Source organism: Flavobacterium sp., assembly GCF_004295795.1.
GTDB lineage: Bacteria > Bacteroidota > Bacteroidia > Flavobacteriales > Flavobacteriaceae > Flavobacterium.
On sequence record NZ_SEBR01000019.1, the window covers coordinates 46,100 to 71,514 of the forward strand.

The 25,415-nt window shown below is 46.8% G+C and carries 26 protein-coding genes; 7 read left to right on the plus strand and 19 right to left on the minus strand.

What is annotated here, in order from left to right:
• Positions 1–9 precede the first annotated feature (9 nt).
• The 5 genes from EOO49_RS14705 to EOO49_RS14725 form a co-directional block, all read right to left on the minus strand.
• Positions 10–492: a hypothetical protein gene (locus EOO49_RS14705; RefSeq protein WP_290847014.1), complete on the minus strand. Its 483-nt coding sequence runs from the start codon at positions 490–492 to the stop codon at positions 10–12.
• A complete protein-coding gene (locus tag EOO49_RS14710) occupies positions 489–1,688 on the minus strand; it encodes a DUF1015 domain-containing protein (RefSeq protein WP_290847016.1) in 1,200 nt (399 codons plus the stop codon). Before EOO49_RS14710 ends, EOO49_RS14705 begins: the two co-directional genes overlap by 4 nt.
• Positions 1,689–1,779: 91 nt before the next feature.
• The gene (locus EOO49_RS14715; RefSeq protein ID WP_290847018.1) at positions 1,780–2,682 is read right to left on the minus strand and encodes a 3-hydroxyacyl-CoA dehydrogenase family protein; all 903 of its coding nucleotides are present in this window, start codon (positions 2,680–2,682) and stop codon (positions 1,780–1,782) included.
• 26 nt (positions 2,683–2,708) lie between these two features.
• A complete protein-coding gene (locus EOO49_RS14720) occupies positions 2,709–3,056 on the minus strand; it encodes a hypothetical protein (protein ID WP_290847020.1) in 348 nt (115 codons plus the stop codon).
• 29 nt (positions 3,057–3,085) lie between these two features.
• On the minus strand, positions 3,086–4,057 hold the full coding sequence (locus EOO49_RS14725) for a Gfo/Idh/MocA family oxidoreductase (RefSeq protein ID WP_290847022.1): 972 nt from the start codon (positions 4,055–4,057) through the stop codon (positions 3,086–3,088).
• 563 nt (positions 4,058–4,620) lie between these two features.
• On the opposite strand from EOO49_RS14725, the gene EOO49_RS14730 reads away from it, so the two are divergent.
• Both EOO49_RS14730 and EOO49_RS14735 read left to right on the plus strand, forming a co-directional pair.
• Complete coding sequence (locus tag EOO49_RS14730; protein ID WP_290847024.1) at positions 4,621–5,262, plus strand: protein-L-isoaspartate(D-aspartate) O-methyltransferase; 642 nt, start codon at positions 4,621–4,623, stop codon at positions 5,260–5,262.
• Positions 5,262–6,554, plus strand: coding sequence for a T9SS type A sorting domain-containing protein (locus EOO49_RS14735; protein WP_290847027.1), 1,293 nt, complete (start codon positions 5,262–5,264; stop codon positions 6,552–6,554). The genes EOO49_RS14730 and EOO49_RS14735 overlap by 1 nt, the downstream gene beginning before the upstream one ends.
• Here EOO49_RS14735 and EOO49_RS14740 read toward each other — a convergent pair.
• A complete protein-coding gene (locus EOO49_RS14740; protein ID WP_290847029.1) occupies positions 6,551–6,922 on the minus strand; it encodes a helix-turn-helix transcriptional regulator in 372 nt (123 codons plus the stop codon). The two genes, EOO49_RS14735 and EOO49_RS14740, sit on opposite strands and share 4 nt — an antisense overlap.
• A gap of 12 nt (positions 6,923–6,934) precedes the next feature.
• Positions 6,935–7,393, minus strand: coding sequence for an SsrA-binding protein SmpB (gene smpB, locus EOO49_RS14745; protein WP_290847066.1), 459 nt, complete (start codon positions 7,391–7,393; stop codon positions 6,935–6,937).
• A 128-nt stretch (positions 7,394–7,521) separates the two neighbouring features.
• Between smpB and EOO49_RS14750 the strand changes: the two genes are divergently transcribed.
• Both EOO49_RS14750 and EOO49_RS14755 read left to right on the plus strand, forming a co-directional pair.
• Positions 7,522–9,051, plus strand: a complete 1,530-nt coding sequence (locus EOO49_RS14750; RefSeq protein WP_290847031.1) for a S8 family serine peptidase — start codon at positions 7,522–7,524, stop codon at positions 9,049–9,051.
• A 158-nt stretch (positions 9,052–9,209) separates the two neighbouring features.
• Positions 9,210–11,429 carry a M1 family metallopeptidase gene (locus tag EOO49_RS14755; protein ID WP_290847033.1) on the plus strand — a complete coding sequence of 740 codons (2,220 nt, stop codon included), beginning with the start codon at positions 9,210–9,212 and terminating at the stop codon, positions 11,427–11,429.
• Between the two features lie 52 nt (positions 11,430–11,481).
• Here EOO49_RS14755 and EOO49_RS14760 read toward each other — a convergent pair whose 3' ends face one another.
• Genes EOO49_RS14760 through EOO49_RS14770 form a run of 3 tightly spaced genes read right to left on the minus strand, consistent with a single transcriptional unit; the run spans position 11,482 to position 13,923 of the window.
• Positions 11,482–12,015, minus strand: a complete 534-nt coding sequence (locus tag EOO49_RS14760) for a GNAT family N-acetyltransferase (protein WP_366927243.1) — start codon at positions 12,013–12,015, stop codon at positions 11,482–11,484.
• A 36-nt stretch (positions 12,016–12,051) separates the two neighbouring features.
• A complete protein-coding gene (locus EOO49_RS14765) occupies positions 12,052–13,026 on the minus strand; it encodes an alpha/beta hydrolase (protein WP_290847037.1) in 975 nt (324 codons plus the stop codon).
• A gap of 45 nt (positions 13,027–13,071) precedes the next feature.
• Positions 13,072–13,923 carry an aldose 1-epimerase family protein gene (locus tag EOO49_RS14770; protein WP_290847039.1) on the minus strand — a complete coding sequence of 284 codons (852 nt, stop codon included), beginning with the start codon at positions 13,921–13,923 and terminating at the stop codon, positions 13,072–13,074.
• A 96-nt stretch (positions 13,924–14,019) separates the two neighbouring features.
• Here EOO49_RS14770 and EOO49_RS14775 point away from each other — a divergent pair, with 96 nt between their 5' ends.
• The gene (locus EOO49_RS14775; protein ID WP_290847041.1) at positions 14,020–14,301 is read left to right on the plus strand and encodes a hypothetical protein; all 282 of its coding nucleotides are present in this window, start codon (positions 14,020–14,022) and stop codon (positions 14,299–14,301) included.
• 53 nt (positions 14,302–14,354) lie between these two features.
• Here the strand turns inward: EOO49_RS14775 and EOO49_RS14780 are convergent, their stop codons facing one another.
• The 5 genes from EOO49_RS14780 to clpB form a co-directional block, all read right to left on the minus strand.
• On the minus strand, positions 14,355–14,834 hold the full coding sequence (locus EOO49_RS14780; RefSeq protein ID WP_290847043.1) for a hypothetical protein: 480 nt from the start codon (positions 14,832–14,834) through the stop codon (positions 14,355–14,357).
• 211 nt (positions 14,835–15,045) lie between these two features.
• The gene (locus EOO49_RS14785; RefSeq protein ID WP_290847045.1) at positions 15,046–15,588 is read right to left on the minus strand and encodes a type 1 glutamine amidotransferase domain-containing protein; all 543 of its coding nucleotides are present in this window, start codon (positions 15,586–15,588) and stop codon (positions 15,046–15,048) included.
• A gap of 398 nt (positions 15,589–15,986) precedes the next feature.
• Positions 15,987–16,505 carry a DUF4352 domain-containing protein gene (locus EOO49_RS14790; protein ID WP_290847047.1) on the minus strand — a complete coding sequence of 173 codons (519 nt, stop codon included), beginning with the start codon at positions 16,503–16,505 and terminating at the stop codon, positions 15,987–15,989.
• Entirely contained in the window at positions 16,489–16,938 is a 450-nt protein-coding gene (locus EOO49_RS14795) for a hypothetical protein (RefSeq protein WP_290847049.1), read from the minus strand. The genes EOO49_RS14790 and EOO49_RS14795 overlap by 17 nt, the downstream gene beginning before the upstream one ends.
• Before the next feature lie 133 nt (positions 16,939–17,071).
• Positions 17,072–19,681 carry an ATP-dependent chaperone ClpB gene (gene clpB / locus EOO49_RS14800; protein WP_290847051.1) on the minus strand — a complete coding sequence of 870 codons (2,610 nt, stop codon included), beginning with the start codon at positions 19,679–19,681 and terminating at the stop codon, positions 17,072–17,074.
• Between the two features lie 150 nt (positions 19,682–19,831).
• Between clpB and ytxJ the strand changes: the two genes are divergently transcribed.
• The gene (gene ytxJ, locus EOO49_RS14805) at positions 19,832–20,224 is read left to right on the plus strand and encodes a bacillithiol system redox-active protein YtxJ (protein WP_290847053.1); all 393 of its coding nucleotides are present in this window, start codon (positions 19,832–19,834) and stop codon (positions 20,222–20,224) included.
• Positions 20,225–20,505: 281 nt separating this feature from the next.
• Here the strand turns inward: ytxJ and EOO49_RS14810 are convergent, their stop codons facing one another.
• Positions 20,506–20,931 carry a hypothetical protein gene (locus EOO49_RS14810; RefSeq protein ID WP_290847055.1) on the minus strand — a complete coding sequence of 142 codons (426 nt, stop codon included), beginning with the start codon at positions 20,929–20,931 and terminating at the stop codon, positions 20,506–20,508.
• Positions 20,932–20,936: 5 nt separating this feature from the next.
• Between EOO49_RS14810 and EOO49_RS14815 the strand changes: the two genes are divergently transcribed.
• The gene (locus EOO49_RS14815) at positions 20,937–22,703 is read left to right on the plus strand and encodes a carboxypeptidase-like regulatory domain-containing protein (RefSeq protein ID WP_290847057.1); all 1,767 of its coding nucleotides are present in this window, start codon (positions 20,937–20,939) and stop codon (positions 22,701–22,703) included.
• Positions 22,704–22,772: 69 nt separating this feature from the next.
• Here the strand turns inward: EOO49_RS14815 and EOO49_RS14820 are convergent, their stop codons facing one another.
• The 3 genes from EOO49_RS14820 to EOO49_RS14830 all read right to left on the minus strand — a co-directional run bounded on the left by EOO49_RS14820 (position 22,773) and on the right by EOO49_RS14830 (position 24,662).
• Entirely contained in the window at positions 22,773–23,294 is a 522-nt protein-coding gene (locus EOO49_RS14820) for a hypothetical protein (protein WP_290847059.1), read from the minus strand.
• Between the two features lie 203 nt (positions 23,295–23,497).
• Positions 23,498–23,797 carry a hypothetical protein gene (locus EOO49_RS14825; protein WP_290847061.1) on the minus strand — a complete coding sequence of 100 codons (300 nt, stop codon included), beginning with the start codon at positions 23,795–23,797 and terminating at the stop codon, positions 23,498–23,500.
• A 631-nt stretch (positions 23,798–24,428) separates the two neighbouring features.
• The gene (locus tag EOO49_RS14830) at positions 24,429–24,662 is read right to left on the minus strand and encodes a hypothetical protein (protein ID WP_290847064.1); all 234 of its coding nucleotides are present in this window, start codon (positions 24,660–24,662) and stop codon (positions 24,429–24,431) included.
• Positions 24,663–25,415: the final 753 nt, after the last annotated feature.

A 25,415-nucleotide genomic window follows, 5' to 3' on the forward strand; every position in this document is an offset into this window, starting at 1 on the left:
AAATCAGTTTCAGAGTGGAATTTTGTTGATTTCAGACAGGCATTCGTTCACGAATTTCTCGATTTCAGGCAAGCTTCCAACGGTCGGCGAAGTCTGCACGCCATCGGTAAAAACAATTTCCTTTTTCATGTTCGTAACCGACGGATTCGGCTTTTGGATGATTTGGACTTCGGTAAAATGCACTTCGGATATTTTGCCGTTTTCATAGCTAAAGTCGGCTTTTTCGGTCTTTTTGCCTTCGTCGCTCAAAGCAGTTTGCCGTTTCGCCAACGCTTTCACGATGTGTTTTGCAGATTGGCTTTCGGCGTTTTTCGTCCCAAGTATCCAAACGGACAATTCGGTTCCGTCTGTCAACTTCTTTTCGAAAGTCGGTTTTGAGCCACGCAATTGGCCTTCCATCATCGCGGCTTTGTCCGAAGAAGCTTCCTTTGGATCGACTTGCGCATGACCTTTGAAGGCAATCAGCAAAAATAGAAACAGCAGTTTTTTCATAACTCGTAGATAACCAATCCGCTACGGATTTTGGGTTCAATATACGTACTTTTCGGCGGAAGGATTTCCCCGGCGTCGGCCAACTTCCTGATTTGCTCGAAAGCGATCGGAAACAAGGTGAAGCCAACCTCGAATTCTTCCGAATCGACAAGCTCGACCAATTTGGTCAAAGGTTGGTTTCCTGGAAGATATTCGATGCGTCCGTCGTTTCGTAGATCGCCAATTTCCAAAATAGGAGCAAGCACTTCATCGTAAAGGAATTGCGCATCGACATCGGAAGCTGTTGTTTTGGTGGAAAGTCTGTAGAATTTGTGTCGGAAATACATTCCGAATTCGCCTTTTTTGGTCGGTTTCCAAAGTTCCTGTCCCAAATCTTCGAGGTCGAAAGCAGTTTTGATCTTGGAGAGAAAGTCCGAATCTGATAGTCCGTTCAAATCGCGAATAACGCGGTTGTACTCGTTGATCCTGACTTCATTTTCCGAAACCAGAAGCGCCATGAAATTCGACAGTTTGTCGTTTCCGGAATCTTTGTAGCGCTCGAACAAAAGTGCCGCCGAGGCCGATCTGTGGTGTCCATCGGCAATATAAAGCGCCGGAATCTCATCAAATTCCGAAACCAGAAAATCGATCTGGGATTTGTCCCTGATTCTCCAAAGCGTGTGTCTGTCGCGGTTCGGAGACGAAAAAAGATAAAGCGGACGGTGTTTTTTCGCCAAAGAAATCCAGTTGTACAACTTTTCGTTTTCGGGATAAGCGATCAAAACCGGTTCGGTGTTAAAGCCCGTAATGTGCAAATATTCCTCAAACTGCTCTACGCGATATTCAAGCGTATCTTCGTGTTTCCTGATTTTGCCGTCGAGATAATCCTGGATCGAGATGCCTGCGACAATTCCGGTGTAGGTGCGCGATTTCGACCGCATCTCATACAAATAAAATATAGGGTCGCTCTCTGATTTGAGAACGCCTTCGTGCTTGAAATCGAGATATTTCGCCTTGACCTGCCCAAATCGCCGCACCGGATCGTTCTTTTGGACATTGACGTAACCCGGATGCAAAACGTGAAGGAACGAAAACGGGTTGAAATCGAGTTGTGACGCCAATTCTGCCGCCGAATAGTCGTCGTAGGAACGCGAAGTCACCAGAGCCGCTTTGTCTCTCGTGGGTCTTACAGCTTTGAATGGCGAAATTTTCGGCATTTTTATAATTAATAAGTAATAATGAATAATTGTGGTAGGGCTTCGAACTCTCGATGTAATCTCCGAGGAGTACATTATTAATTATTAATCGTTAATTATTAATTCCTTTCAAAAATTGTTTAGAAACTTTTTCAGCTTTTTTGCTTTCGCTGTAATCGTAAAATCCTTCCCCTGATTTCACTCCAAGTTTTCCTGCGCGAACCATGTTGACCAATAATGGACAAGGTGCGTATTTCGGATTTTTGAACCCGTCGTACATCACGTTCAGGATCGCAAGGCAAACGTCAAGCCCGATAAAATCCGCAAGTTGAAGCGGTCCCATCGGATGCGCCATCCCGAGTTTCATCACCGTGTCGATTTCGTAGACGCCCGCGACTCCGTTATAAAGCGTCTCGATCGATTCGTTTATCATCGGCATCAAAATGCGGTTGGCCACAAATCCTGGATAATCGTTGACCTCGACAGGAACTTTCGAGAGTTTTTCAGACAAGTCCATGATGATTTTGGTCACGTTATCCGAAGTGTTGTAACCGCGGATGATCTCGACCAGTTTCATGATGGGAACGGGATTCATAAAATGCATTCCAATAACGCGTTCCGGATGCGTTATCACCGAGGCGATTTGCGTGATTGAAATGGATGAGGTGTTAGTTGCCAGAATCGTTCCGTGGGAGCAGTGTTCGTTTAGCTGACGGAATATATTCAACTTTAAATCAATGTTTTCCGTGGCGGCCTCAACAACGAGATCAACGCCCGTAACGCCATCTTTCAAGTCAGTATATGTAATGAGGTTTCCGATGGTTTTGGCGCGTTCTTCTTCGGTGATCGAGCCTTTGGCGACCATTCTGTCGAGGTTTGTCGCGATGGTCGTCATGCCTTTTTCGATATTGGCTTCCGAGACATCGACGAGTTTTACGGTAAATCCGCTTTGGGCGAAAGTGTGGGCGATTCCGTTGCCCATGGTTCCGGCTCCGATTACGGCGATAATTTTCATTTGAGAGTTGGTTTTTGGTTTGTATTTTAAAGTAAGGTGAACCTTTTAGGATCGGAAGTCTGGATGACAGAAAGTGCCAATCCGAGCGATGCGGCGAGATAGCCGGCCAAAGCGCAAAAGATCAGGGCGAAAGAAAGCAGTTGGCCGAAATCCCAATCCCATCCAAAGCTTTGGAAAACCAAAGCGAGAATCAAGCTGAACGAAATCGCGAAAGCCAGAATTCCAAAAACGAGCCTGAAAATTCGGAAAGGCAAAAATACCGGGAGCAGTGATAATCCTAAAAATACCAATCCGATAAAGTAGGCGATAGGTTGTGAAACGCAAATCATTACCAAAACCACGAGTCCGGCAACGGCAAAATAACCGATTGACAAATTTGTTATTGTTTTGGCAGACAGGTTTTTCATCCCAGTTGCTTAAAGTTCTCGATGATGCGATATGCGACTTTCAGAGCGTCCGTTCCGTCTTCCAAAGTGACGATTGGTCTGGTGTTGTTCACGATGGCGTCGGCGAATGTTTCGAGTTCGTCGAGGATGGCGTTGTTGGCGGAAATATCGGGATTCTTGAAGTAAATCTGTTTTTTGACACCTTCGGCATTTTGCAGGATCATGTCGAAATCACCCGGATTTTCAGGCGCGTCCTTCATCTTGACAACCTCGCATTTCTTCTCTAGAAAATCGACCGATATGTAAGCGTCTTTCTGGAAAAACCGCGATTTGCGCATGTTCTTGAGCGAAATCCGGCTAGCAGTCAAATTCGCCACGCATCCGTTTTCGAATTCCAGGCGAGCGTTGACGATGTCGGCCGTGTCAGAAATAACCGAAACGCCGCTAGCATGCACGTTTTTGACGGGCGATTTCACCACCGAAAGGATCACGTCGATATCGTGGATCATCAAGTCCAGCACAACGGGAACGTCCGTGCCGCGCGGATTGAATTCGGCCAATCTGTGCGTCTCGATAAACATCGGATTCTCGATCATTTCGCGAGTCGCGATAAACGCCGGATTGAACCTTTCCACGTGTCCGACTTGGCCTTTCACGCCATATTCATTGGCCAAAGCGATGATTTCTTCGGCTTCCTCAATCGTATTCGAAATGGGTTTTTCGATGAAAACGTGCTTGCCGGATTTGATGGCCACGCGAGCGCATTTGTAGTGCGAAAGCGTCGGTGTGACGATGTCGATCACGTCCACGGCATGGATCAAAGTGGCGATGGTAGGAAAGCGTTTGTAACCGAATTCGGCTGCTATTTTCTCGGCGTAGTCTGCGTTTTCGTCATAAAAACCGACCAGTTCGTATTTTTCGGATTGCTGTAAAAGACGCAGGTGGATTTTCCCCAAGTGGCCGGCGCCCAAAACTCCAACTTTAAGCATTTGGTTTGTGTTTTGCACAAATGTAAGCAAAGTTCACAAGTTCGTTTAAAGATTCGAAATCGATTTTTTTTGGAAGCCAATCCTGCTGACCCGCATTAACATTCGTTGTTCAACATTCGTTGTTCGGCATTCGTTGTTCAACATTCGTTATTCAACATTCATTGTTCAACATTCGTTGTTCGGCATTCGCTGCTCAACATTCCTTATTCGTTATTCGTCGTTCGAAATCTCGTTTGGTTAGCATCGCTCGATCCGTGGCAAAAATTTGATCGCTAATTCGCTAATTCGCGGTTAAAATCGGTTGAAAACTTGGCGGTAAAAGGTCTGTCAATGTAAAAAGTCCGTCCGCAGCGAAGCAATCCGCGCGAGTTAGAAAAGTCAAAACGCTGAACTCGAACTGAAGAATAATAAACAATGAACAACGAATGTTGAACAACGAACAACGAATGTTGAACAAACAACAACGAACAACGAATGTTGAAGTTTTGTGTGAAAACAACCAAAATCAGGTTTGGCCAAAACCCAAACAAGCCGTATTTTTACGAGTCCAAACCAAACCCGAATTGAAAGATACCAACAAACATCAAGGTCTTCGCAACCAACTCGTCAAAATCTTGAGAGAGAAAGAGATAACAGACGAAAACGTACTTGCGGCCATTTCAAAAATCCCGCGCCATCTGTTCCTCGATTCGTCTTTCGAAGACTTTGCGTATCAGGACAAAGCGTTCCCGATCGGAGCCGGACAAACGATTTCCCAACCGTACACGGTCGCCTTCCAATCCCAATTGCTGAAAGTAAACAAAGACGACAAAATCCTTGAAATCGGAACAGGTTCGGGTTATCAAACGGCAGTTTTGTGCATGATGGGCGCTAAAGTTTACAGCGTCGAACGCCAAAATGAACTGTTCAAAACCACATCGGTCTTGTTGCCAAAACTTGGAATCCGTCCAAAACACTTGTCGTTCGGTGACGGTTACAAAGGCCTTCCGAACTTCGCGCCGTTTGACAGTATCATCGTTACAGCGGGCGCTCCGATCATTCCTCCTGCGCTGATGTCGCAACTCAAGATAGGAGGAAGGCTCGTGATTCCTTTCGGGGACAAACACCAAATCATGACGATGCTCATCCGCAAGGACGAAACCAAATTCGAGAAACACGAGTTCGGCGAATTCCGTTTCGTACCTTTATTGGAAAACAAGAATTGATGGGCAAAACTTTACTCGCGACACTTTTTATCACATTTTCGGCGTTTTCCCAAGGGTATACCAGTTATTTTACCGGAAATCAGACCAATATCACCACAACGCCGGAATTCGGCGTCTGCATGATGGGCGGCGCGACCGAACACGACAACGCCATGATCTGGCTGCTGCAAAAAGCCAACGGAGGCGATGTCGTCGTGTTGAGATCGTCGGGCAGCAACGGTTATAATGACTATCTATATTCTGACTTGGGCGTGAACGTGAATTCAGTGGAAACACTTGTGATCACCTCGGTGGCTGGCGCGACGAATCCTTATGTACTCGACAAAGTCGCCAACGCCGAGATGATCTGGTTTGCGGGCGGCGACCAATGGAATTACGTTTCCTATTTCAAGAACAACGCGCTCGAGGATTTGCTGAACCAACACATCAACGTAAAGCACGCGCCAATTGGCGGAACGAGCGCCGGAATGGCGATTTTGGGCGGAAACTATTTCTCGGCCCAAAACGGATCGGTCACGACAGCCGAAGCTTTGGCCAATCCTTACAACGACTACATGACCTTCGGAAACGGCGATTTTCTTGAGGTTCCGATGCTTCAAAACGTCATCACCGATACACATTACGACGATCCGGATCGCCGCGGCCGCCATTCGGCTTTTATCGCGCGATTGCGAAAAGATCTTGTCCAGGACGTTCGTGGCATCGCATGCAACGAGTATGTCGCGGTGTGTTTCGACCAAACCGGACAAGCCCACGTTTTTGGCGATTATCCGAATTATCAGGAATTTGCGTTTTTCGTGGGAGCGCCTTGTTCCAATATGGTTCAGGCAGATGTTTGCCAGGCGGGCGCGCCGTTGACCTGGAACACGAACAATTCCGGGCAGGCGCTCAAAGTCTACAAAGTTCCGGGCACGATGGCGGGCACGAATTCATTTGACATAAATCCGAATTCGTGGTGGCAATCTGGAAGCGGGTCAGGTGGAAGTTGGGAAAATTGGTGGATAACCGCGGGCGTTTTCAACACGCAAGCCTCGAGTGATCCCGATTGCAGTTTGTCGGTGAACCAAAATGACATTTCCAAAGTGCAGCTCGTTCCGAATCCTTTCGATGCGTCGGTCGAGATTTCAAATGTATCCGAAAGCCAATTCTCGATAATCGACGCATCGGGTAAAATCATCAAGATCGGACAGACTTCGGGCACGATCGACACCAGTTTCCTCAAACCCGGAATCTACTTCATGACGATCACTTCCGAAGGAAAATCGGTGACGAGAAAAATGGTGAAACGCTAGTTTTTCTTGCCCAACATTGTTTTGAGCGATTCCATTTCCCGAAGCAATTTGTTGAATTGGTCGTCGACTTGCTGCGGAATTTCGCTTGAGGTCAATTTCGCTTCCGCGGATTTCAAGGCTTTCAGACCCAAATCTTCACCGTCAATTTCCGATAGGATTTTTTCGGTAAGCCAAGCCAGCACGGACGCATTCTCGTGAATTCCAAAAAGTTGCGACAACGAAATTACTTGATTTTTGGTCGGTCGTCTTTGGCCATTCTCGAATTTAGAAATCAGTGCTTTGTCGATCTTGAGTTTGTCCGAAACCTGTTTTACCGTGAGGTTTTTCGATATGCGGCCGGTTTTGAGAAGTTCACACAATTGCTGCATCGCACCCAAAAATTAACGGAACTCTTTCTTGATGCGGTCGATGTCGCGTTTGGTGTCCTGTTCTTTCAGGGATTCGCGTTTGTCGTAGGTTTTCTTGCCCCGGCAAAGCGCGATGTCGAGTTTGGCAAACCCTTTCTCATTGGTGAAAAGTTTCAGTGGAACGATTGTCAAACCCTTTGTCTGCACGCTTTTCTCGAGGTTTTTGAGTTCGCGTCTGTTCAACAGAAGCTTCCTTTCAGACTTGGCTTTGTGGTTGAAAGTATTCCCGAAAGCATATTCCTCGATCGACATATTGATCGCGAAAAGTTCGTGCGCTTCGTTGAATTCGCAAAAACTGTCTGCGATCTGGGCTTTTCCCAATCGGATCGATTTGATTTCGGTTCCCGTCAAAACAATTCCTGCCGTATAAGTCTCGATGATCTCGAAATCGAACCGGGCGCGTTTGTTAAGGATGTTGACCGTTTTTTGCATAGGACGGCAAATGTACATCAAAATCTTGCACGTCGCAAAGCGTCCGCTGTTCATAACTTTAACGATTTCGCCAAAGTTTCGTTAACGGAATTAGTATCTTAGTGAGAACCAATTAAATAAACGAGAATATGTCGAAAAATTATCTCAAACTGCTTGCGGTTGCGGCAGTGTTGTCGGTGATTTCGTGTTCGCGAGAGGAAGCCGCAAACGAAGAATTGAACAACGACCGTCAATTGCAACCTTACACAACTGCTCAAATCAACGCAGAAATCGAGAATTCGCTCAAGACTTCGGGCGATTACAACTGGAAGCAATCGAGCGATCATTTTGTGTGGAGCGCGTTGCATCACAGCGATTATATCGTTTCTGTAGGATTCGGATCGGATTCCAAAGACATCGAGCGCTCAAAATCGGCTAAAGGAAAATCAATAGAACAGGACATCTTCGATTTGATCCGGACTTCCGAAGGCCGCGACGCCAAGGATTTCCTGATTATATCCGATGGGATTCTAAATACGATGGACGTCGTGATCCGCAAGGAAAGTACGATCGTGGCTTTGCGCCAAATGAAAAACGTGAGATATGTCGAACCCGCGAATTACCGCTTTTCGGCTTACGCTTCCAATACTGCAAAACCGAAAGACCTGAGCCAGTCGAGTTCCGATGTGAGTTCAGGCTCAGGTTGCGGATACGATGCCGTGACCTTGGCTGCCGCCGATTTTACGACCACAACTCCAAACGCGAAAGTCGCCTGGACTTTAACGCAGCACAACGTGCCCCAAGCTTGGGCATATGCTACGGGAAGTGGCGTTACCATTGGAATAATCGATACGGGAACGTCGCCTCAGCAAACGCTTTTGGGAAGCAGTTTCAACAACGGACTTTCCTCTGGCCGAAGTATCCAGAAATATGGCGTTTACATCGATTCGGTTTGGCCTTGGGTCACAACGACAGATGGCGTGAACGATCTGTGCGGCCACGGCACAAGCATGGCTTCGGCTGCCGCGGCGCCAAGAAACAACAAAGGTTTGCCCGTAGGCGTTGCCTATAATGCGAATCTGGTCACTTACAGAGCCGCGTCAAATGTCGTGCTTGAAGGTTATCAGGAACAGGAAGGCGTCAAAAAGGCTTTTACGGCTTTGGGCAACAATTCCAATGTGAAAATCATTTCGATGTCGATGGGACATTTGTTTTCTGTCGGAAAAATCTCAGATGGTGTCAAGTTTGCCTATTCGAAAGGAAAGCTGATTTTCTGCGCCGCCGGAACTTCCACTAGCGCCACGACGTTTGTCGGTGTGATTTTCCCGGCTTCGATGACAGAAGTCGTTGCCGTTACCGGCGTCAAGGAAGGAAGCTACACGAAATGCGACGTTTGTCACTCCGGAAGCAAAGTGGAATTTACCGTGGCCATGCAACGCGCGGCTTCGGGAAATACCGTTCCCGTTGACAGTTATTACGACAACCAAAGCGATTACGTCGGCGGATCATCCGTGGCCACGGCGACTACAGCCGGAATGGCCGCACTTGTCTGGTCGCGTTTTCCATCTTGGTCGCGCGATCAGGTTTTGAACCGCATGCGCCAATCGGCTAATTTTTATCCAAACAAAGATTCGAGTTTCGGATACGGAAACATCAATGTTTTGAGTGCCGTGCAATAAAACGTGGAGTTGATCTTTGCCGAAAGGTAAGGCGCATGGCATATTGGGAAGGCCGTCTTTTTTAGGCGGCTTTTCTATTTTTCGTCACTATTTTGGTAACAATTTGTTTAACCGAAAGACCAATTTCCTAATTTCGATTCAATTTTAAACAGGCAAACATGAGATTATCCTTCATTTTGGGCGTTTTGGCCACTTCGGCTTTGATGAATGCCCAACAGACGCCAACCTCGTCTTATGACTCCCGCGCGGCTTTCGGTCCCGGATTTTACAACACGAACGCAACCGAATACAGAAGCGCGAGTGGCCAGCCCGGCCCGAAATATTGGCAAAACAAAGCCGACTACAAGCTCTCAGCTTCACTCAACGACAAAACGGGCGAAATCTCGGGTTCGGAAATGCTTACTTATACGAACAACAGTCCGGACGCTCTGTCTTTTTTGTGGCTTCACGTCGACCAGAACCTTTTTGCCAAAGATTCACGGGGAAACGCGGTAATTCCGCCATCGGGTAGCCGAAATGGGGCAAAAGGCGAAGTTTTCAACGGCGGACATACTATCAAGTCGGTCAAATTGGTTGCTTCCGACAAGGGAAAAACATCCGAAACCAATCTCAAATTCACAATTGCCGATACCAGGATGCAAATCCAGCTTCCGACCGATCTGAAAGCCGGAAGCAAAGTTTCGCTCAAGATCGACTTTTCGTTCGTCTCCCCAATTTACGGATCGGATAGGATGGGAATCCAAGAAACCAAAAACGGCAAGATTTTCGAGGTCGCCCAATGGTTTCCCAGAATGTGCGTTTACGATGACATCCGCGGTTGGAACACGACGCCTTATCTCGGAGCGGGAGAATTCTATCTCGAATACGGGGATTTTGACGTGAACATCACGGCTCCGGCCAACCATATCGTGGTTTGTTCGGGTGAACTTCTGAATCCTACTGAAGTTTACACGCCCGAACAGATCAAACGCTGGAACCAAGCCAAGACAAGCGACAAAACCGTGATGATACGATCGGCGGCAGAAGTCACGTCGGCCAATTCGCGTCCGGCCGGAAAACAAAACCTGAACTGGCATTTCGCGATCAGGAACGCTCGCGACGTGGCATGGGCTTCGTCGTCGGCTTTTATAGTCGATGCGGCCAAAATCAATTTGCCAAGCGGAAAAAAATGTATGGCGATTTCGGCTTATCCCGAAGAAAGCGACGGACAGAAAGCGTGGTCAAGATCGACAGAATACACGAAAGCTTCCATCGAGCATTACTCCCAGAAATGGTTCGAATTTCCTTATCCGGCGGCCACGAATGTCGCTGGAGTCGTGGGCGGAATGGAATATCCGGGAATCGTTTTTTGCGAATATACGTCAACCGAAGCAGGACTTTGGGGCGTGACCGATCACGAGTTCGGGCACACTTGGTTTCCGATGATCGTCGGATCGAACGAAAGATTGTTCGGTTGGATGGACGAAGGTTTCAACACTTTCATCAACGATTTCAGTACGGCGGCTTTCAACAACGGTGAGTACAAACAGCCCGAAACGCCAATGTCGCAAGTGGCCTTGATGACGCAAAAACTCGAGCCGATCATGACTGCGCCCGACAACATGAAAGAATCCAGCATCGGATTCATCGTCTATTACAAGCCTGCGGCCGGACTCAAAATGCTGCGCGAGACGATAATCGGCCAAGAAAGATTCGACAATGCCTTCCGCACTTATATCAAGCGTTGGGCTTTCAAGCATCCGCAACCCGAGGATTTTTTCCATACGATAGAAAACGTCGCTGGCGAAGACCTGAATTGGTTCTGGAGATCGTGGTTCGTCAACAAATGGCAACTCGACCAGGCCGTGAGCAAGATCATGTATGTGAAGAACAATCCTGCGAAAGGCGTTTACATTACACTAGAAAACCTGAACCAGATGCCGGCTCCGGTCATTATGGAGATCAAATACAAATCGGGCAAGACCGAAACCGTGAAGCTTCCGGTGGAAATCTGGGAAAGAAACACAACTTGGACTTTCAAGCATCAATCGACCGAAGAATTGGAGTCGATCAATTTGGATCCGAAAGGACAATTGCCGGACATCAATGCCGAAAACAACGTTTGGACGGCCGCAAAAGGCCCAATCGACAAGGATTTGGATGTGACGGGATACGTCGGAACTTTTGGACACAAACAAATTCCGGTCAAATTGGTGTTTGTGGAAAAAGAAGACGGACTTTACCTCAAAGTGCAAGGACACGAAATGCGCCTCGAATACAAAGGCAACGACGTTTTCACGACCGCGGACGGACCTGGCCCGGAACTTACTTTCGCCAAGGACAAGAAAACCGTAACGCTGGACGAAGGCGGACAAAAAATCCCTTTCACGAAAGAATAAGAAATTTCCAAAAACACAAAAGCCGTCTTTTTCGAGACGGCTTTTTTATGGCTTATCGGAGGGCGACAAATTCGCGTTTCAAAATCCCGTAATGCACAGAATCAAGGTACTTTCCTTCGTGTAAAAGGTTCTCGCGGAAATGCGCTTCTTTGGTAAAACCATTTTTCTGGAGCACGCGTTCCGAAGCGATATTTTCAGGGTCGATGACAGCCTCGATCGAGTGGAAGCCCAATTTCTCGAATCCGAAGCGCACCAATTCCGCTACGACTTCGGTGACGATGCCTTGTCCATAATAATCCGGCAAGATCATGTAGCCGATTTCCGATCTGAAATCCTCGAAAGATGTGCGGTAAAACCCGACAATCCCGATCAATTTGTCTTCGCCTTTTATCGTGACAGCCCAATTTATGCCTTCATTTTTATGAATGGCTTGGTTGATTGTCGCAATATGGGCATGCGCGTCCTCGCTGTTTTTGACAAGCGGTCGCGGAATATATTTCATGGAATCAGGATCGGAACGCAACTGGAAAACTTCGTTCACGTCTTTGTGGGAAAGTTTTCTCAGTAAAAGTCTGTCTGTTTCCAAAATTGGAAAATGGGTAAAATCGAATGTCAGCATGCGCTAATTTAGGAATTTTACGACTTCCTCGTTCACGCACTGCGGTTGGTCGGTATTCATGAAGTGGCCGGAATCTTCGACCTTTAAAATCTGGACATTCTTGATGTACTCTTTTGCCTTTTCGGCTGATTTTTCGCTGTTCATACAATCGTGGTCGCCCCAAAAGAAAAGTACCGGCATCGAAAGTTTCTCAAGCTCTTCCTTGGAAAAAGGCATCATTTTGGTGATTTGAGGTCGGCTGTCACCGTATTTGCTGGCGATGTAAAATTGGTTCCTGAAATAGGGATGCACGTTTTCCGGATGCGTCGCAAATGCCTCCATGGTGCGCGCCAGACTTTTCCGCGAAGGAAACATCTTGAACCAGACCGCCGGGAAAATCTTGAAATCGACCATTCCAAAAACCTGGGCCGGACTCAAGAGCACGAGTCTTCGCACTTTGGTGTTCGGTTGGATCGCCAGATAAGCCGCAATCCATCCGCCCCTGGAAGTTCCGAGCAAATCGACCGACTTGAGTTTGAGTTGGTCGAAAATGTCGTTGTAATAAAGCACGACCTGATCGTTGTTGAGCGGAGCTGTCTTCAGAACCGATTTTCCGGCATCCATGATATAATCGACGGCATAAACCCGATGCGTCTTGGCGAAAGCCTTGAGGTTCGGATACCACATCGTCGAACTCGCGTCCATTCCGTGGAGTAAAACCAGCGGCTGACCGTCTTTAGGCCCGGCGACGATGATATGAGTCGGGCCAAAGCGCGTCTGCACGTCGATTTCCTCATAAGGCACGTCGAACAAAGTCAAGGTTTTGTTGTAGGCCTTGAGGTATTTCTGTTTTTGTTTGTTGGATTTGAAAAGGTATTCCGGAAGAAAATCGGGACGCTTTTTTTGGTGCGGAAGTACAATAGATCCACAACTCGTGAACAAGACAAGTAATGAAAATCCGAAGATCAGCTTTCGGACGGCGGGGAAGGCATGCTGCATTGAGTGTGGTGGTATTTACTCAAATGTAAGCAATAGCCCAAAGTGTTAAAATACCTCAATGGTGAAATTCGTGTTAAAAACAGCTTCAGCCTCGAGGATCTGGATGCTTTCCTTCTCGAGAATATTTCCGCTTGCGACCAATTTGTCAGAATATCCGAACCAAGGTTCGATGCAAAGGAAAGGCGCGTCCTGTTTTGTCCAAAGGCCCAAATGTGGAAAATCGTCGTATTCGACGGTGAGTTTTTCGCGCCCGTTTTTTAGGATTGACAGTTTCTTGGATGCGATGTTTTTGAGAATCAGTGCATCGTTGGCAAACAAATCGTAATCCAGTTTGAGTCTGTGGTTTTCGAGCGCGATGGTTTTGGTTTTTTCCGACAAAAGATCGTTCTCAAGCAAAGTCGCTTTGATCGAGTCGCCTTTGTCGAATTCCAGCGAATATTCCTCGAAATTTCCGTCAAGCGCAAACGCCGGATGTGCTCCAAGAGAAAACGGCATTTTCGATTCGCCCTCGTTTATTACGCTGTATCCGATCAATAAAGTGTTGTTCAGCAAGCGATAGTTGATTTGCAACCAAAATCTGAACGGATATTTTTCTAGCGTCTCAGCTGAAAACTGAAGCGAAAAAACAGCCTGGTTTTCGGAATGATGCGTAAGCGAAAAGTCCATATCGCGTGCAAAACCGTGGCGCGACAGTTGATACTCCTTGCCCTTATAAGTAAAAGCGTCGTTTTTCAAAGTGCCGACAATAGGAAACAGCACAGGCGAATGCTTGCCCCAAAACGCAGGATTTCCGTTCCAGATGTATTCTTGTCCGTCAGGCGAAAGAAAAGACGAAAGTTCGGCTCCTTTATATTGTATGGTCGCTGAATATCCGTTATGAAACAACGTCTTTTTCAAAATATTTTCAGTTTTTTTAACAAATTGTTTGGTTGTTTCGGATGTTTTTTTATCTTTAGCGCTCACCCAAAATCCTACTAACCAAACCTACATCTTATGATTCCAAAGTTTGAAACCATCGAGAAGGAGTCGATTTCTATGTTGAAATTTCCTCAGTCGGATGTCCTTGATGATCGTGAAGCCCAGAATTTACGCGCATCCGAACTAAATCGCGCACTATTGCTTGGCAATCTCGAACACTCCAAAATACGTATCTATTTCGAAGACAGCGATTCCAAGAAAGTCGTCGAGACGACCGTTTGGGGTTTGACCGATAACCGCGTCATCCTCAAAAAAGGAATCGGCATCCCGATCAACCGCATTTATAAATCATTTTGAAAAATCCGCCCCGAGAGGCGGATTTTCTATTTAATGCCGAAACGGATTCGCCTTTATTCCAAAGCGAAATTGATCGGATAATTATATTGGCATCTCACGGCTTTCCCATTTTTCATGGCCGGTCTCCAACTTTCGTCGAAACTCGTAAGTACGCGAACTGATTCCGCTTTCATGGTCTCGAGTTGTGCCATCTCATATTTTTTGCGTTCGTCCGTAACCGTTTTGGCTTTGGCTTCGTCTATGTCTTTGGCGCTCATGTAGATGAACTTGACATCTGAAATCGTCCCATCGGTTTCGACGATGAATCCGACGAAAATCTTTACTTTTTTATTGTGGATATCGGGCAGTTTGAGATTTTGGCTCGTGAACAGCGCCAAGGTGTACATGCCGTTCTTGATTTCAGGCTTTACGTCGACCTCGGGCGTTCGGTAGATTTTGGTGTCGTCGGGCTGCGACAGCATCACGTCTGCTTTGGCGCTCGTTTGGGCTTTGAGTGCGGTACAGACGAAAAGACAGAGTAAAAGTCGTTTCATTAGGTTAAGGTTTGTGGTATTTTGTATTTGCAATATAGGCCAAATCCCTTTAACAAAATTACGCCTGTGTTAAATAGTTTTTAAGAATTCCGATTAAACGAAAAGACGCAATCGGTAATTGAATTCTTGTTAAAAACCCTCGACGAAAAACAGCTTTTTTTCAATTTTAGACCCAATCTCCAAATTGGAAATCGGGTCCTCAATTAATTCCTTATGCGTGTGAATGCACGCCTTCTTTGATTTCCTCAATCATTTTCTTGTTGAATGCGGGCAAATCTTCGGGCGTTCGGCTCGTAACCAAACCGTTGTCGACGATCACTTCCTTGTCGCTCCAGATCGCACCGGCGTTGATAAGGTCTTTTGAAATCGCTTTTACCGATGTCATTTCGCGTCCGCTGACCACTTCGGCGTTGATCAGCGTCTGCGGACCGTGGCAAATCGCGGCAACTGGTTTCTTGTCGTTGAAAAATCCGTGGATGAAATTCAGGACGCCTTCCTTGGTGCGCAATTTATCGGGATTGATCACGCCTCCAGGCAAGACCAGAGCGTCGTAATCGCCCGAATTTATGTCGTCCAGAGTATAATCGACCGTGTATTCTTTTCCCCAATTCCCATCGGCCCAGGACTTGATCGTCCCTTTCTCGAGACTCACGATGTCGGCTTGCCAACCTTCGTTTTCCAATGCTTCTTTGGGCGATTTCAATTCGCTTTCCTCGAATCCGTGTGTGGCCAAAATGGCGATACGCTTGCTCATGTGTGTTGCTTTTAGATGTTACACTTAAAGGTAGCTCGCGATTTTGCCAACAAATCACAACGGAATCGTAAAATTGTGAAAAATTTTCTGGGCGCGCCGGCGGCTTTTCCAGTTGGCAGTTGCAGTCGCAGTCGCAGTGTCGTGCGCAAAAAAACATCGGGAGCCGCCGTCAGGCTAAAGGCACTCGCTTTTTGGCTTGGAGAATGACGTGTCTCGACACACATCGGCGAAAGCCAAAAGAGCTTAGACAAATGCCATTATCCTTCGCGCAAAATTGTCCCTAGTTACCCATTTCCGCCATTATTCACCATTCACCACTAATTATTAACTATTCATTATTAACTATTAATTAAAAAAACGCCAACCGTTTCCGATTGGCGTTTATTTTCCGTCGATGATCACTTGATTTCTCCCAAGTCAATCATTTGATCACCGTCCGATCGGCCCGGTCGATAGTAAGCCTTGCCCACCAATTCCGACGGAAGTTTGTACACGAGATTGGTTTTTTTGGCTGTCAAGGGATTCAATTGGTCCAGCATCAATCCCCAACCTTCCAACATTATCGTTTCTGATTTGTCGTAGTTGTAATCTTTTCCGTTGTAGTTTATCAGGACTTCTCCGTCCATCAACATGCGGCTTTCGTTACTGGTATTTTTGAAAGTAGTCGTTAACACCAGGTATTTTATGCCTTCCTGTCGCGGCAGGTCTGCAAATTCATTTCCCGTGGCGATCCTGTCGAAGACGCCAACCTCGTTTACCGTCACGTCAAAATAGTCGGTCGACAGTGTTTCACCGACTTTGCGCACGGAAGTGCTGTCTACGTCCGAGCTTTTTTTGTCATCGGCGCTTCCGACTGCGAGGATTGAAAAGAAAGTGACGGCAAGCATCGAACCTGCGATTTTAAAAATGGTTTTCATAAATATTGCGATTAGAATTATTACGGAAGATCAGGAATGGCAAAATGCTGCCAGTCAAATAAAGGAGGATGTCGACGAGGTCGAAAGTGCCGGGAACGATGTGAAACAGTTGCCCAAATTCCGACAGGATGGCCAGGAAAGGAGCGAGCAAAATCCAAAAAAGTGCGGCAGTTCCGATCTCGTGTTTCCACAGGCACAAAAGCAGGCACACATACGAAAACGACCACAATCCGTCCGGTAGCGAATAAATTGTCCATTGCGGCAATTTCGCTGATTGCTCCAACGCTAATTTTCGCCATCCAAAGCTTTGGAAATCCCAACCAAAAAAGGCGATCCACTTGAAGAACCTAATGGAACCGGGACGGAAGAACAGGTAAATGAGCGCTCCGAGAGACAACGAAATGAAATGTGCCAGGAGCAACAGGTTTCTCATTCTTTTTTTTGTCAAACATAAGCGCATCCCGAATCTGGGTTTTACGGAAATCCATAAAAACGGCTACTTAAATTTTCGGACAAAAAAAACGCCAACCGTTTCCGATTGGCGTCCAACTATTTTTTAGAAAATATCAGTCATTATTGGCGAGCTCCGTCTGGTTCCTGAAAACCAATTCGCCGTCAAAACTGTCCAACAGAATAATGCTGTCGGTCTTGATTTGTCCCGACAAAATTTCTTTGGACAACTTGTTAAGCACCTCGCGCTGTATAACCCGTTTCACCGGACGCGCCCCAAAAGTAGGATCATATCCTTTTTGCGAAAGGTAATCGATGGCTTCAGGTGTCGCATCGAGCGTAATGTTCTGTTGCGCCAACATTCTGGTAACGCTTTTGAGCTGTAAACTCACGATGTGCTTGATGTTTTCGGCAGTCAAAGGCGTGAACATCACGATTTCGTCGATTCGGTTTATGAATTCCGGACGCACTGTTTGTTTTAGCAAGCCAAGAACTTCCTCTTTCGCCGCTTCGGTCGCCGCTTCGACAGAACCGCGCAGATTCTCGAATTTCTCCTGAATGATTGCGCTTCCCATATTCGAGGTCATGATGATGATCGTGTTCTTGAAATCGGCGAGTCTGCCTTTGTTGTCGGTCAGTCGGCCTTCATCCAGGACTTGTAAAAGGATGTTGAACGTGTCCGGATGCGCTTTCTCGATCTCGTCCAGAAGCACCACCGAATACGGTTTGCGTCTCACGGCTTCGGTCAATTGTCCGCCTTCGTCATAACCCACATAGCCCGGAGGCGCTCCAACCAATCGGCTCACGCTGTGTCTTTCCTGGTATTCGCTCATGTCGATTCGCGTCATCGCGTTCTCGTCGTCGAACAGATATTCCGCCAGCGCTTTGGCTAATTCGGTTTTCCCGACGCCCGTCGTTCCGAGAAAAAGAAACGATCCGATAGGTTTCTTGACGTCCTGCAAACCCGCGCGGCTACGGCGAACCGCATCCGAAATCGCTTCTATCGCTTCTTCCTGACCCACGACGCGTCGGTGCAATTCTTCCTCGAGATGCAGCAATTTCTCGCGTTCGCCCTGCATCATTTTCATCACCGGAACGCCTGTCCATTTGGCCACGACTTCGGCAATGTCCTCGCGAGTGACTTCTTCCTTTATAAGTGAAGTACCGCTCTGGTTTTCTGCGAGTTGTACTTGTAGTTGCTCCAAGCGTTCCTGCGCATCCTTGATCTTTCCGTAGCGCAATTCGGCTACTTTGCCATAATCGCCGTCGCGTTCGGCACGTTCGGCTTCGGCCTTGAAATCTTCGATCTCTTGTTTTACATTCTGGATATTGTCGACCACGTCTTTTTCCGATTTCCACTTGGCGAAAATCTCGTTTCTTTCCTCTTTGAGATTCGCCAGGTCCATTCCGAGAATCTTGAGTTTATTTTCGTCGTTCTCGCGTTTGATGGCCTCGATCTCAATTTCCAACTGCATGATTTTGCGGTCCAGAACATCGAGTTCCTCGGGTTTGGAATTGATTTCCATGCGAAGTTTCGAAGCGGCTTCGTCCATCAGGTCGATAGCTTTGTCCGGAAGGAAACGGTTCGTGATATAGCGTTGGGAAAGTTCGACCGCCGCAATGATAGCATCGTCCTTGATACGGACTTTGTGATGCGTTTCGTACTTTTCCTTGATGCCTCGAAGGATGGAAATCGCGCTTTCGGTATCGGGTTCGTCCACCAGAACCTTTTGGAAACGCCTTTCGAGCGCTTTGTCCTTCTCGAAATATTTCTGGTATTCGTCAAGCGTCGTGGCTCCGATAGCGCGCAATTCGCCACGTGCCAAAGCCGGTTTGAGGATGTTTGCCGCATCCATCGCGCCTTCGCCACCGCCGGCTCCAACCAAAGTGTGGATTTCGTCGATGAACAGCACGATGTCGCCCTCTGAAGTCGTGACTTCTTTTACGACAGATTTCAGTCGTTCCTCGAATTCGCCCTTGTATTTCGCTCCGGCGATCAGCGCGCCCATGTCGAGCGAGAAAATGATCTTGTCTTTTAGGTTTTCGGGCACGTCACCGTCGACGATCCTGTGCGCCAAACCTTCGGCGATCGCGGTTTTCCCGACTCCGGGTTCACCGACGAGCATCGGATTGTTTTTGGTTCTCCGCGTCAGGATCTGCAAAACGCGGCGAATTTCCTCATCGCGTCCGATTACGGGGTCGAGTTTGCCGTTTCTGGCCAATTCGTTGAGGTTTTTGGCGTATTTGGAAAGCGAGTTATACGTTTCTTCGGCCGATGCGGATGTCACGCGTTCGCCTTTTCGCAGTTCGTCGATCGCGGCTTTGAGGCCTTTTTCGGTTACGCCTTGGTCCTTGAGGATTTGCGAAACCTTGCTCGACGATTTGAAAATGGCCAAAACCAGATGTTCGATCGAGACGAATTCGTCGTTCATATTCTTGGCTATGATTTCTGCTTCATTCAGCGTTTTCGAGGCTTCGCGAGAGAATTGCAGGTCGCCGCCCGAGACTTTTGGGAAACTGTTTATCGTCGAATCGAGAATCTGTCGGAACAACGGAACGTTCACGCCGAGTTTGCTCAAAAGGAAAGGTGCGACGTTTTCGTCCACCTCGAAAATCCCTTTGAGGATGTGCTCGTTCTCGATTTGCTGTTGCCCAAGAACTTGCGCGATCTGCTGTGATTGCTGCAAAGCTTCCTGAGATTTGATGGTAAATTTATTGATGTTCATATTGTCTTTTCCTTAACGGATGATTGCGTTGATTTTCGTTATTTTTGGAATCGGACTTCAGCTGTCAAAAGCTATTCCGATACAATTTTTCTGACAAAAATTCAGTCGGAACACTTTTTTCGATGACATCTTGACCTAAAACACGACAAAATGGGCTTTTTTAGCAAAACACCAAACGATTCCTCCAATAAAGATACGAACGCGAATGCTCTCGGCTGGAACGATTTAACGAATTTGAAGCAGTTGGACGAGATCGCGTCCGAATCGGCTGAAATTCCGGTCATTATCTTCAAACACAGCACGCGTTGCGGCATTTCACGGATGGCGTTGAAAGGTTTCGAATCTGAATACAATATCGATCCGGTAAAGGCGAAACCGTATTTTCTCGATCTGCTCAACCACCGCGATATTTCGAACGGAATTGCCGAGAAGTTCGGAGTGCATCACGAATCGCCTCAATTGCTTTTGATCAAAGGCGGGAAAGCGGTTTACCATGAGTCGCACGGCGGGATTTCCGCTTCTGAAGTCGAAGGAAAACTTTGATTTTATCAGACTATGGGACTGCTTCGAACTCCGCAAATTGACCGGTTGCGAAAACCAGTATGTCGATTAAAAGCATTAAGGCGCTTCGCTTGTCGCTGAACCTGATTTTCAAACCATTAATTTCATTAAGGGCATTAAGACAAATTGCTTATCGCTGACCGGAATTCTTCATCGGAAATTTTCGAACCATTAAGTTCATTAAGGGCATTAAGACGAATTGCTTATTACTGACTGGGAATTCTTCATCGGAAATTTTTGAACCGTTAAGTTCATTAAGGGCATTAAGACGAATTGCTTATCGCTGAATGGGAATTCTTCATCGGAAATTTTTGAACCGTTAAGTTCATTAAGATGCCTTTTTTATCGCTGACTGGGAATTCTTCATCGGAAATTTTCAAACCATTAAGTTCATTAAGGGCATTACGTGCCTTGCTTATTACTGACTGGGAATTCTTCATCGGAAATTTTTGAACCATTAAGTTCATTAAGGGCATTAAGACAAATTGCTTATCGCTGAATGGGAATTCTTCATCGGAAATTTTCGAACCATTAAGTTCATTAAGGGCATTAAGGCAAATTGCTTTTCCAAGCCGCTTGGCGAGTATTGTGAAAACCTTGAATCCGAAATCCCCAAAACAATAAAAAAACAAACTTCTAAGTAGGGTATTTTCTTTTTCACCTGTTTTAGCCACATCAACTAAAACCATAAATCATGAAAAAGATCAAATTACTCTTAGCCTGCTTTTGCGCCTCAGCTTTGTTGATTGGCTGTAACGAGGACGACGATTCCAACAACAATGGCGGACCGTCGGGCTCGAATTTCGAACAGAATTTCGGATCGACCGTTTCGCGCGATTTTATCGGACAGGTCGTCAATACCAACAACCAGCCTGTCGTTGGCGCTTCGGTCAACATCGGTTCGACCACGATTTCTACCGATTCCAACGGAATGTTCTTCGCCAACGAGATTTCGGTAAAAGACAAATTCGCCTACATCACCGTTGACAAAGCCGGATTTTTTCAAGGTTCACGCACGCTTGCGCCTACATCGGGCAAAAACAAAGTCAAGATCATGTTGATTCCGAATACGCCGACGGCAACCGTAAATTCGGGCGCTTCGAGCGAAGTCACCACAGATTCAGGCAGCAAGATCATCTTCGACGGATCGTTTGCGGACGAAAACGGAGCGGCTTATTCCGGAACGGTTGCGGTATCGGTTTTCCATCTGAAACCATCGGATGAAAACATTTCAAGTCTGATGCCGGGAAGTTTGTATGCCGAAAGAGAAAACGGGAACGAAGCGGCTTTGCAGACTTTCGGGATGTTGAACGTCGAGCTCCGCGGAAGCGCCGGACAAAAATTGCAACCTGCCGAAGGTCATCCGGCGACAATCGAATTCGCAATCGACGCCACGCAAGCATCTTTGGCTCCAAGCAGCATTCCCTTGTGGCATTTCGATTCGGCTAAAGGCTGGTGGAAAGAAGATGGGATCGCGACGCGCCAAGGCAACAAATACGTAGGAGAAGCCTCTCATTTTTCTTGGTGGAATTGCGATGCGCCGTTTCCTACAGTGCATTTGCAACTTACCGTGAACGATGCCGATGGGAATCCGATCGCGAATTCTTCCGTGGCAATCTCATTTGGCGGAAATCCTTGGCCGGCTTATGGATACACAGACCAAAACGGACACGTAAGCGGATTGGTTCCGGCAAACGAAACACTCACCGTCAACATTTTCAACATTTGTAATGAAGTTGCCTATTCTTCGACAATCGGACCATTCTCATCGGCTTCAAGCCTTACTATCACGGCTACCTCGGGTTCGGCCCAAACGGTTCTGGTCGACGGGAATCTCATTGCTTGTGATGGGAATCCGGTGACGAACGGCTATGTGATGATGACTTACGGAAACAATCGCGATTTTTACCCGGTGACGAACGGGAATTTCAGCTTCAATACCTTGACTTGCTCGCCAAACCAGCCGTTTACTTTGAGAGGCATAGATGCTGACAACCTTCAGGAAACCGGAGAAATCAACTATAATTTCACGGCTCCGCAGACGAATATCGGAAACCTCCAGGCCTGTACCGCGGTAGACGAATTCATCAGCTACCAAATCGATAACGACACGGTTTATGTAATTACGCAGGAAGTCAATGCGACACTTGGATCACAAGGCCAGGTTAACGGGCTTACGATTTCGGGATACAACGAACAAACGCCGACAGGAAGTGCTTCTTTGTACATTTTTAGCCAAAATACGAATACGGTCGGTGTTTATTCGACGGCTCAATTCTCGCTTGAAAGCGGACAATTGGGTTACATCGGAAACCAAACTACTAACGACCTTGTGTTCAATCTTACGCATGTTGGCGCGGTAGGCGAGTACGTCGACCTGAATTTCAGCGGAACTTACGTCGGACAGGACGGACAAACCCATACCATTACGGGCGTCGCTCACGCCATTCGAAGTTTTTGATGAAAAAGAAGCTTAGAACGAAAAAGCCTTCCGCAGTTGGAAGGCTTTTTTATTTGGGTGAGATTGGTATCAGATCAGATTCCGGACTTCGTTTCGGATGAAAGCCAAAGCCGCGGCACTCGGACTCGAATTGTCGAATGAATCCTTTATTACGTGTTCGCGCAGATTGTCGGCGTCCGTGATTTCAGGTTGGGCGGCATATTTTCTCAAAAGTTGCACGGTCGCGCTTTTGGCCGTGACGATGATTCCCCAACATTCGTCGCTCATGTAGATCTGTTGTGTCAGATTGTGCTCGAATTCCTGCTCGACCTGAGCCACGACAAACGACGCATAATCTTCTTTCGCTTCGGAAATAGGAGCGACCCGAATAAGCAATTTCGCCGGATCGATGCGTTCCAAAAACAAAGTCATGCGCTCGTAAGCTTGCAATTTCAACGGAAGTGAATCGCGTCGGTTTTGTCTCAGCAACGAAAATCGGCGTTTGTTCTCGTCATTTTTTATGAAGTTGTTCATCACGCCATAAGCTACGAGTCCGACGACAATGGCGGGAATGCAATAGGCAGCGAGTTCTAATAGTTTTTGTTCGTTCATTTTTTGAGGGTTTGATGGCAAAATTCGCAATAATGCGGGAATTTACAAGTTTTTATTTTTTTGAAGCTTTTTCCGGCTGCCGGGCACTAGCTTTCTTTAAAAAACCAGTTTTTCTAGAGGTTGGCGCGAGCTTCCTTCGGTCGCTGAGCCAACCTAAGAAAAAGGTGGTTTTTTCTGCGAAAGGCTAGTTGCCCGCATCCGGGCTATTTTCTTTTATCACAAAATCTTTTCCCTTTATTGTTTTCTGTGAAACCGAAACCTTTCACTCTCGAGCCGCAAAGAACGAGCTGCGCTCGTTTGGGGTTTTTCGCCGGCTGCGCCGTCGCTTGCTTCGAATTTCTTTCGTCGCCTGTCCGGCGGGGACTGCTTTCGCCTGGCCGCAAAAGTAGCAAAAAGGCCCTTGCGGCTCGAACCAAAAACGCGACCTGACAGCCCCAAAAATTCGGAAATGAAAAAAACTTGCCGGAAACTGCTTTTTCGCCGGAAACTCTTTTCTGGCTCAAACAGTTTTTCATTTACTCCGCAAAGCTCCGTCAATTCGCGTTGCTCGGGTCAGCGAATTTTCGTGACGTCAGGTGCCCGCGTTTTGTGCTTAGGCCGCGGACTAATTGGAAGTGTTTATTTGCTTTTTAGCTTGCTTCGCGGCGCTAAAATCGGCTTTGTAGCGAAAAATGGGTGTGTCTTTGACGGAAACAATCGGTTGGGATCGATTGAAAATCTTCAGTTTTGACATTGGCGCGAAACAACCATTTGATTCAAAAAATCTTAACATTTTTTACATAAAATCTGTAACCAACTCCCGGTTTTTTCCCCGAACTTCGGCCAGACCTAACAAATCTCCGAGATTTGATAGGTCTTAGAGAAATACGGCTTCCCACCAATTTTCGACTGGCTCTTTGGTTATTTCGAAGCGAGGATTTTCAACGGCAAAAGTTTCCGTTTGCCTCCTTAGGAAAAAACAGCTATGTCTTTAACGGAAACAATCGGTTGGCATTGATTGAAAATCTTCAGTTTTGACATTGACGCAAAACAACCATCAGGATCAAAAACCTTAACATTTTCTACAGAAAATCTGTAACCAACTCCCGGTTTTTTCCCCGAACTTCGGCAGACCTAACAAATCTCGGAGATTTGTTAGGTCTTAGAGAAATGCGGCTTCCCACCAATTTTCGACTGGCTCTTTGGTTGTTTCGAAGCACGGGTTTTCAACGGCAAAAGTTTCCGTTTGCCTCCGTAGGAAAAAACAGCTATGTCTTTAAAGGAAACAATCGGTTGGCATTGATTGAAAATCTTCAGTTTTGACATTGACGCAAAACGACCATCAGGATCAAAAACCTTAACATTTTCTACAGAAAATCTGTAATCCAATCCCGGTTTTTTCCCCGAACTTCGGCAGACCTAACAAATCTCGGAGATTTGTTAGGTCTTAGGAAAATGCGTTTTCCCGCCAATTTTTGACTGATTCTTTGGTTGTTTCGAAGCACGGGTTTTCAACGCCAAAAGTTTCCGTTTGTCTCCCTAGGAAAAAACAGCTATGTCTTTAACGGAAACAATCGGTTGGCATCAATTGAAAATCTTCAGTTTTGGCATTGGCTCAAAACAACCACCAGGATCAAAAACCTTAACTTTTTCTACAGAAAATCTGTAATCAACTCCCGGTTTTTTCCCCGAACTTCGGCCAGACCTAACAAATCTCCGAGATTTGTTAGGTCTTAGAAAACTGCGGTTTGCGACGGATTTTCAACATGTTTTTTGGGTGTTTCGAGGCACGGGTTTTCAACGCCAAAAGTCTCCGATGACGACGTTATGGAAGCGATTCCTGCGATTGAGGAATTTTGGTGTTCGGAGACACATTTTTCCAAAGCGACAGCGGCGGAAAAATGTCAATAAACACTTTCCGATTAGTCCGGCATTTGAGCGTTTTGGCGGGCACCTGACGTCTTGGAAATTCGCGGAATTAAAGGCTGTTTGAGCGCCCCAAGAGAAAATCGTTTCGAGAAAGGCTTCCCGCGAGTTCCTTTAATTCCCGAATTTCCAAGGCTGTCAGGTCGCCAAAATCGGTCGTGCCGCGAGCCTTTTTGTTACTTTTGCGGCGAGGCAAAAGTAAGCCCCGCTGGCAGG

Excerpts from the sequence above, each read along its gene's own strand:
- EOO49_RS14705 (WP_290847014.1), bottom strand. The coding sequence starts at position 492 with ATGAAAAAACTGCTGTTTCTATTTTTGCTGATTGCCTTCAAAGGTCAT.
- EOO49_RS14710 (WP_290847016.1), bottom strand. The coding sequence starts at position 1,688 with ATGCCGAAAATTTCGCCATTCAAAGCTGTAAGACCCACGAGAGACAAA.
- EOO49_RS14715 (WP_290847018.1), bottom strand. The coding sequence starts at position 2,682 with ATGAAAATTATCGCCGTAATCGGAGCCGGAACCATGGGCAACGGAATC.
- EOO49_RS14725 (WP_290847022.1), bottom strand. The coding sequence starts at position 4,057 with ATGCTTAAAGTTGGAGTTTTGGGCGCCGGCCACTTGGGGAAAATCCAC.
- EOO49_RS14735 (WP_290847027.1), top strand. The coding sequence starts at position 5,262 with ATGGGCAAAACTTTACTCGCGACACTTTTTATCACATTTTCGGCGTTT.
- EOO49_RS14740 (WP_290847029.1), bottom strand. The coding sequence starts at position 6,922 with ATGCAGCAATTGTGTGAACTTCTCAAAACCGGCCGCATATCGAAAAAC.
- smpB (WP_290847066.1), bottom strand. The coding sequence starts at position 7,393 with ATGCAAAAAACGGTCAACATCCTTAACAAACGCGCCCGGTTCGATTTC.
- EOO49_RS14750 (WP_290847031.1), top strand. The coding sequence starts at position 7,522 with ATGTCGAAAAATTATCTCAAACTGCTTGCGGTTGCGGCAGTGTTGTCG.
- EOO49_RS14755 (WP_290847033.1), top strand. The coding sequence starts at position 9,210 with ATGAGATTATCCTTCATTTTGGGCGTTTTGGCCACTTCGGCTTTGATG.
- EOO49_RS14765 (WP_290847037.1), bottom strand. The coding sequence starts at position 13,026 with ATGCAGCATGCCTTCCCCGCCGTCCGAAAGCTGATCTTCGGATTTTCA.
- EOO49_RS14775 (WP_290847041.1), top strand. The coding sequence starts at position 14,020 with ATGATTCCAAAGTTTGAAACCATCGAGAAGGAGTCGATTTCTATGTTG.
- EOO49_RS14780 (WP_290847043.1), bottom strand. The coding sequence starts at position 14,834 with ATGAAACGACTTTTACTCTGTCTTTTCGTCTGTACCGCACTCAAAGCC.
- EOO49_RS14785 (WP_290847045.1), bottom strand. The coding sequence starts at position 15,588 with ATGAGCAAGCGTATCGCCATTTTGGCCACACACGGATTCGAGGAAAGC.
- EOO49_RS14790 (WP_290847047.1), bottom strand. The coding sequence starts at position 16,505 with ATGAAAACCATTTTTAAAATCGCAGGTTCGATGCTTGCCGTCACTTTC.
- EOO49_RS14795 (WP_290847049.1), bottom strand. The coding sequence starts at position 16,938 with ATGAGAAACCTGTTGCTCCTGGCACATTTCATTTCGTTGTCTCTCGGA.
- clpB (WP_290847051.1), bottom strand. The coding sequence starts at position 19,681 with ATGAACATCAATAAATTTACCATCAAATCTCAGGAAGCTTTGCAGCAA.
- ytxJ (WP_290847053.1), top strand. The coding sequence starts at position 19,832 with ATGGGCTTTTTTAGCAAAACACCAAACGATTCCTCCAATAAAGATACG.
- EOO49_RS14810 (WP_290847055.1), bottom strand. The coding sequence starts at position 20,931 with ATGGTTTTAGTTGATGTGGCTAAAACAGGTGAAAAAGAAAATACCCTA.
- EOO49_RS14815 (WP_290847057.1), top strand. The coding sequence starts at position 20,937 with ATGAAAAAGATCAAATTACTCTTAGCCTGCTTTTGCGCCTCAGCTTTG.
- EOO49_RS14820 (WP_290847059.1), bottom strand. The coding sequence starts at position 23,294 with ATGAACGAACAAAAACTATTAGAACTCGCTGCCTATTGCATTCCCGCC.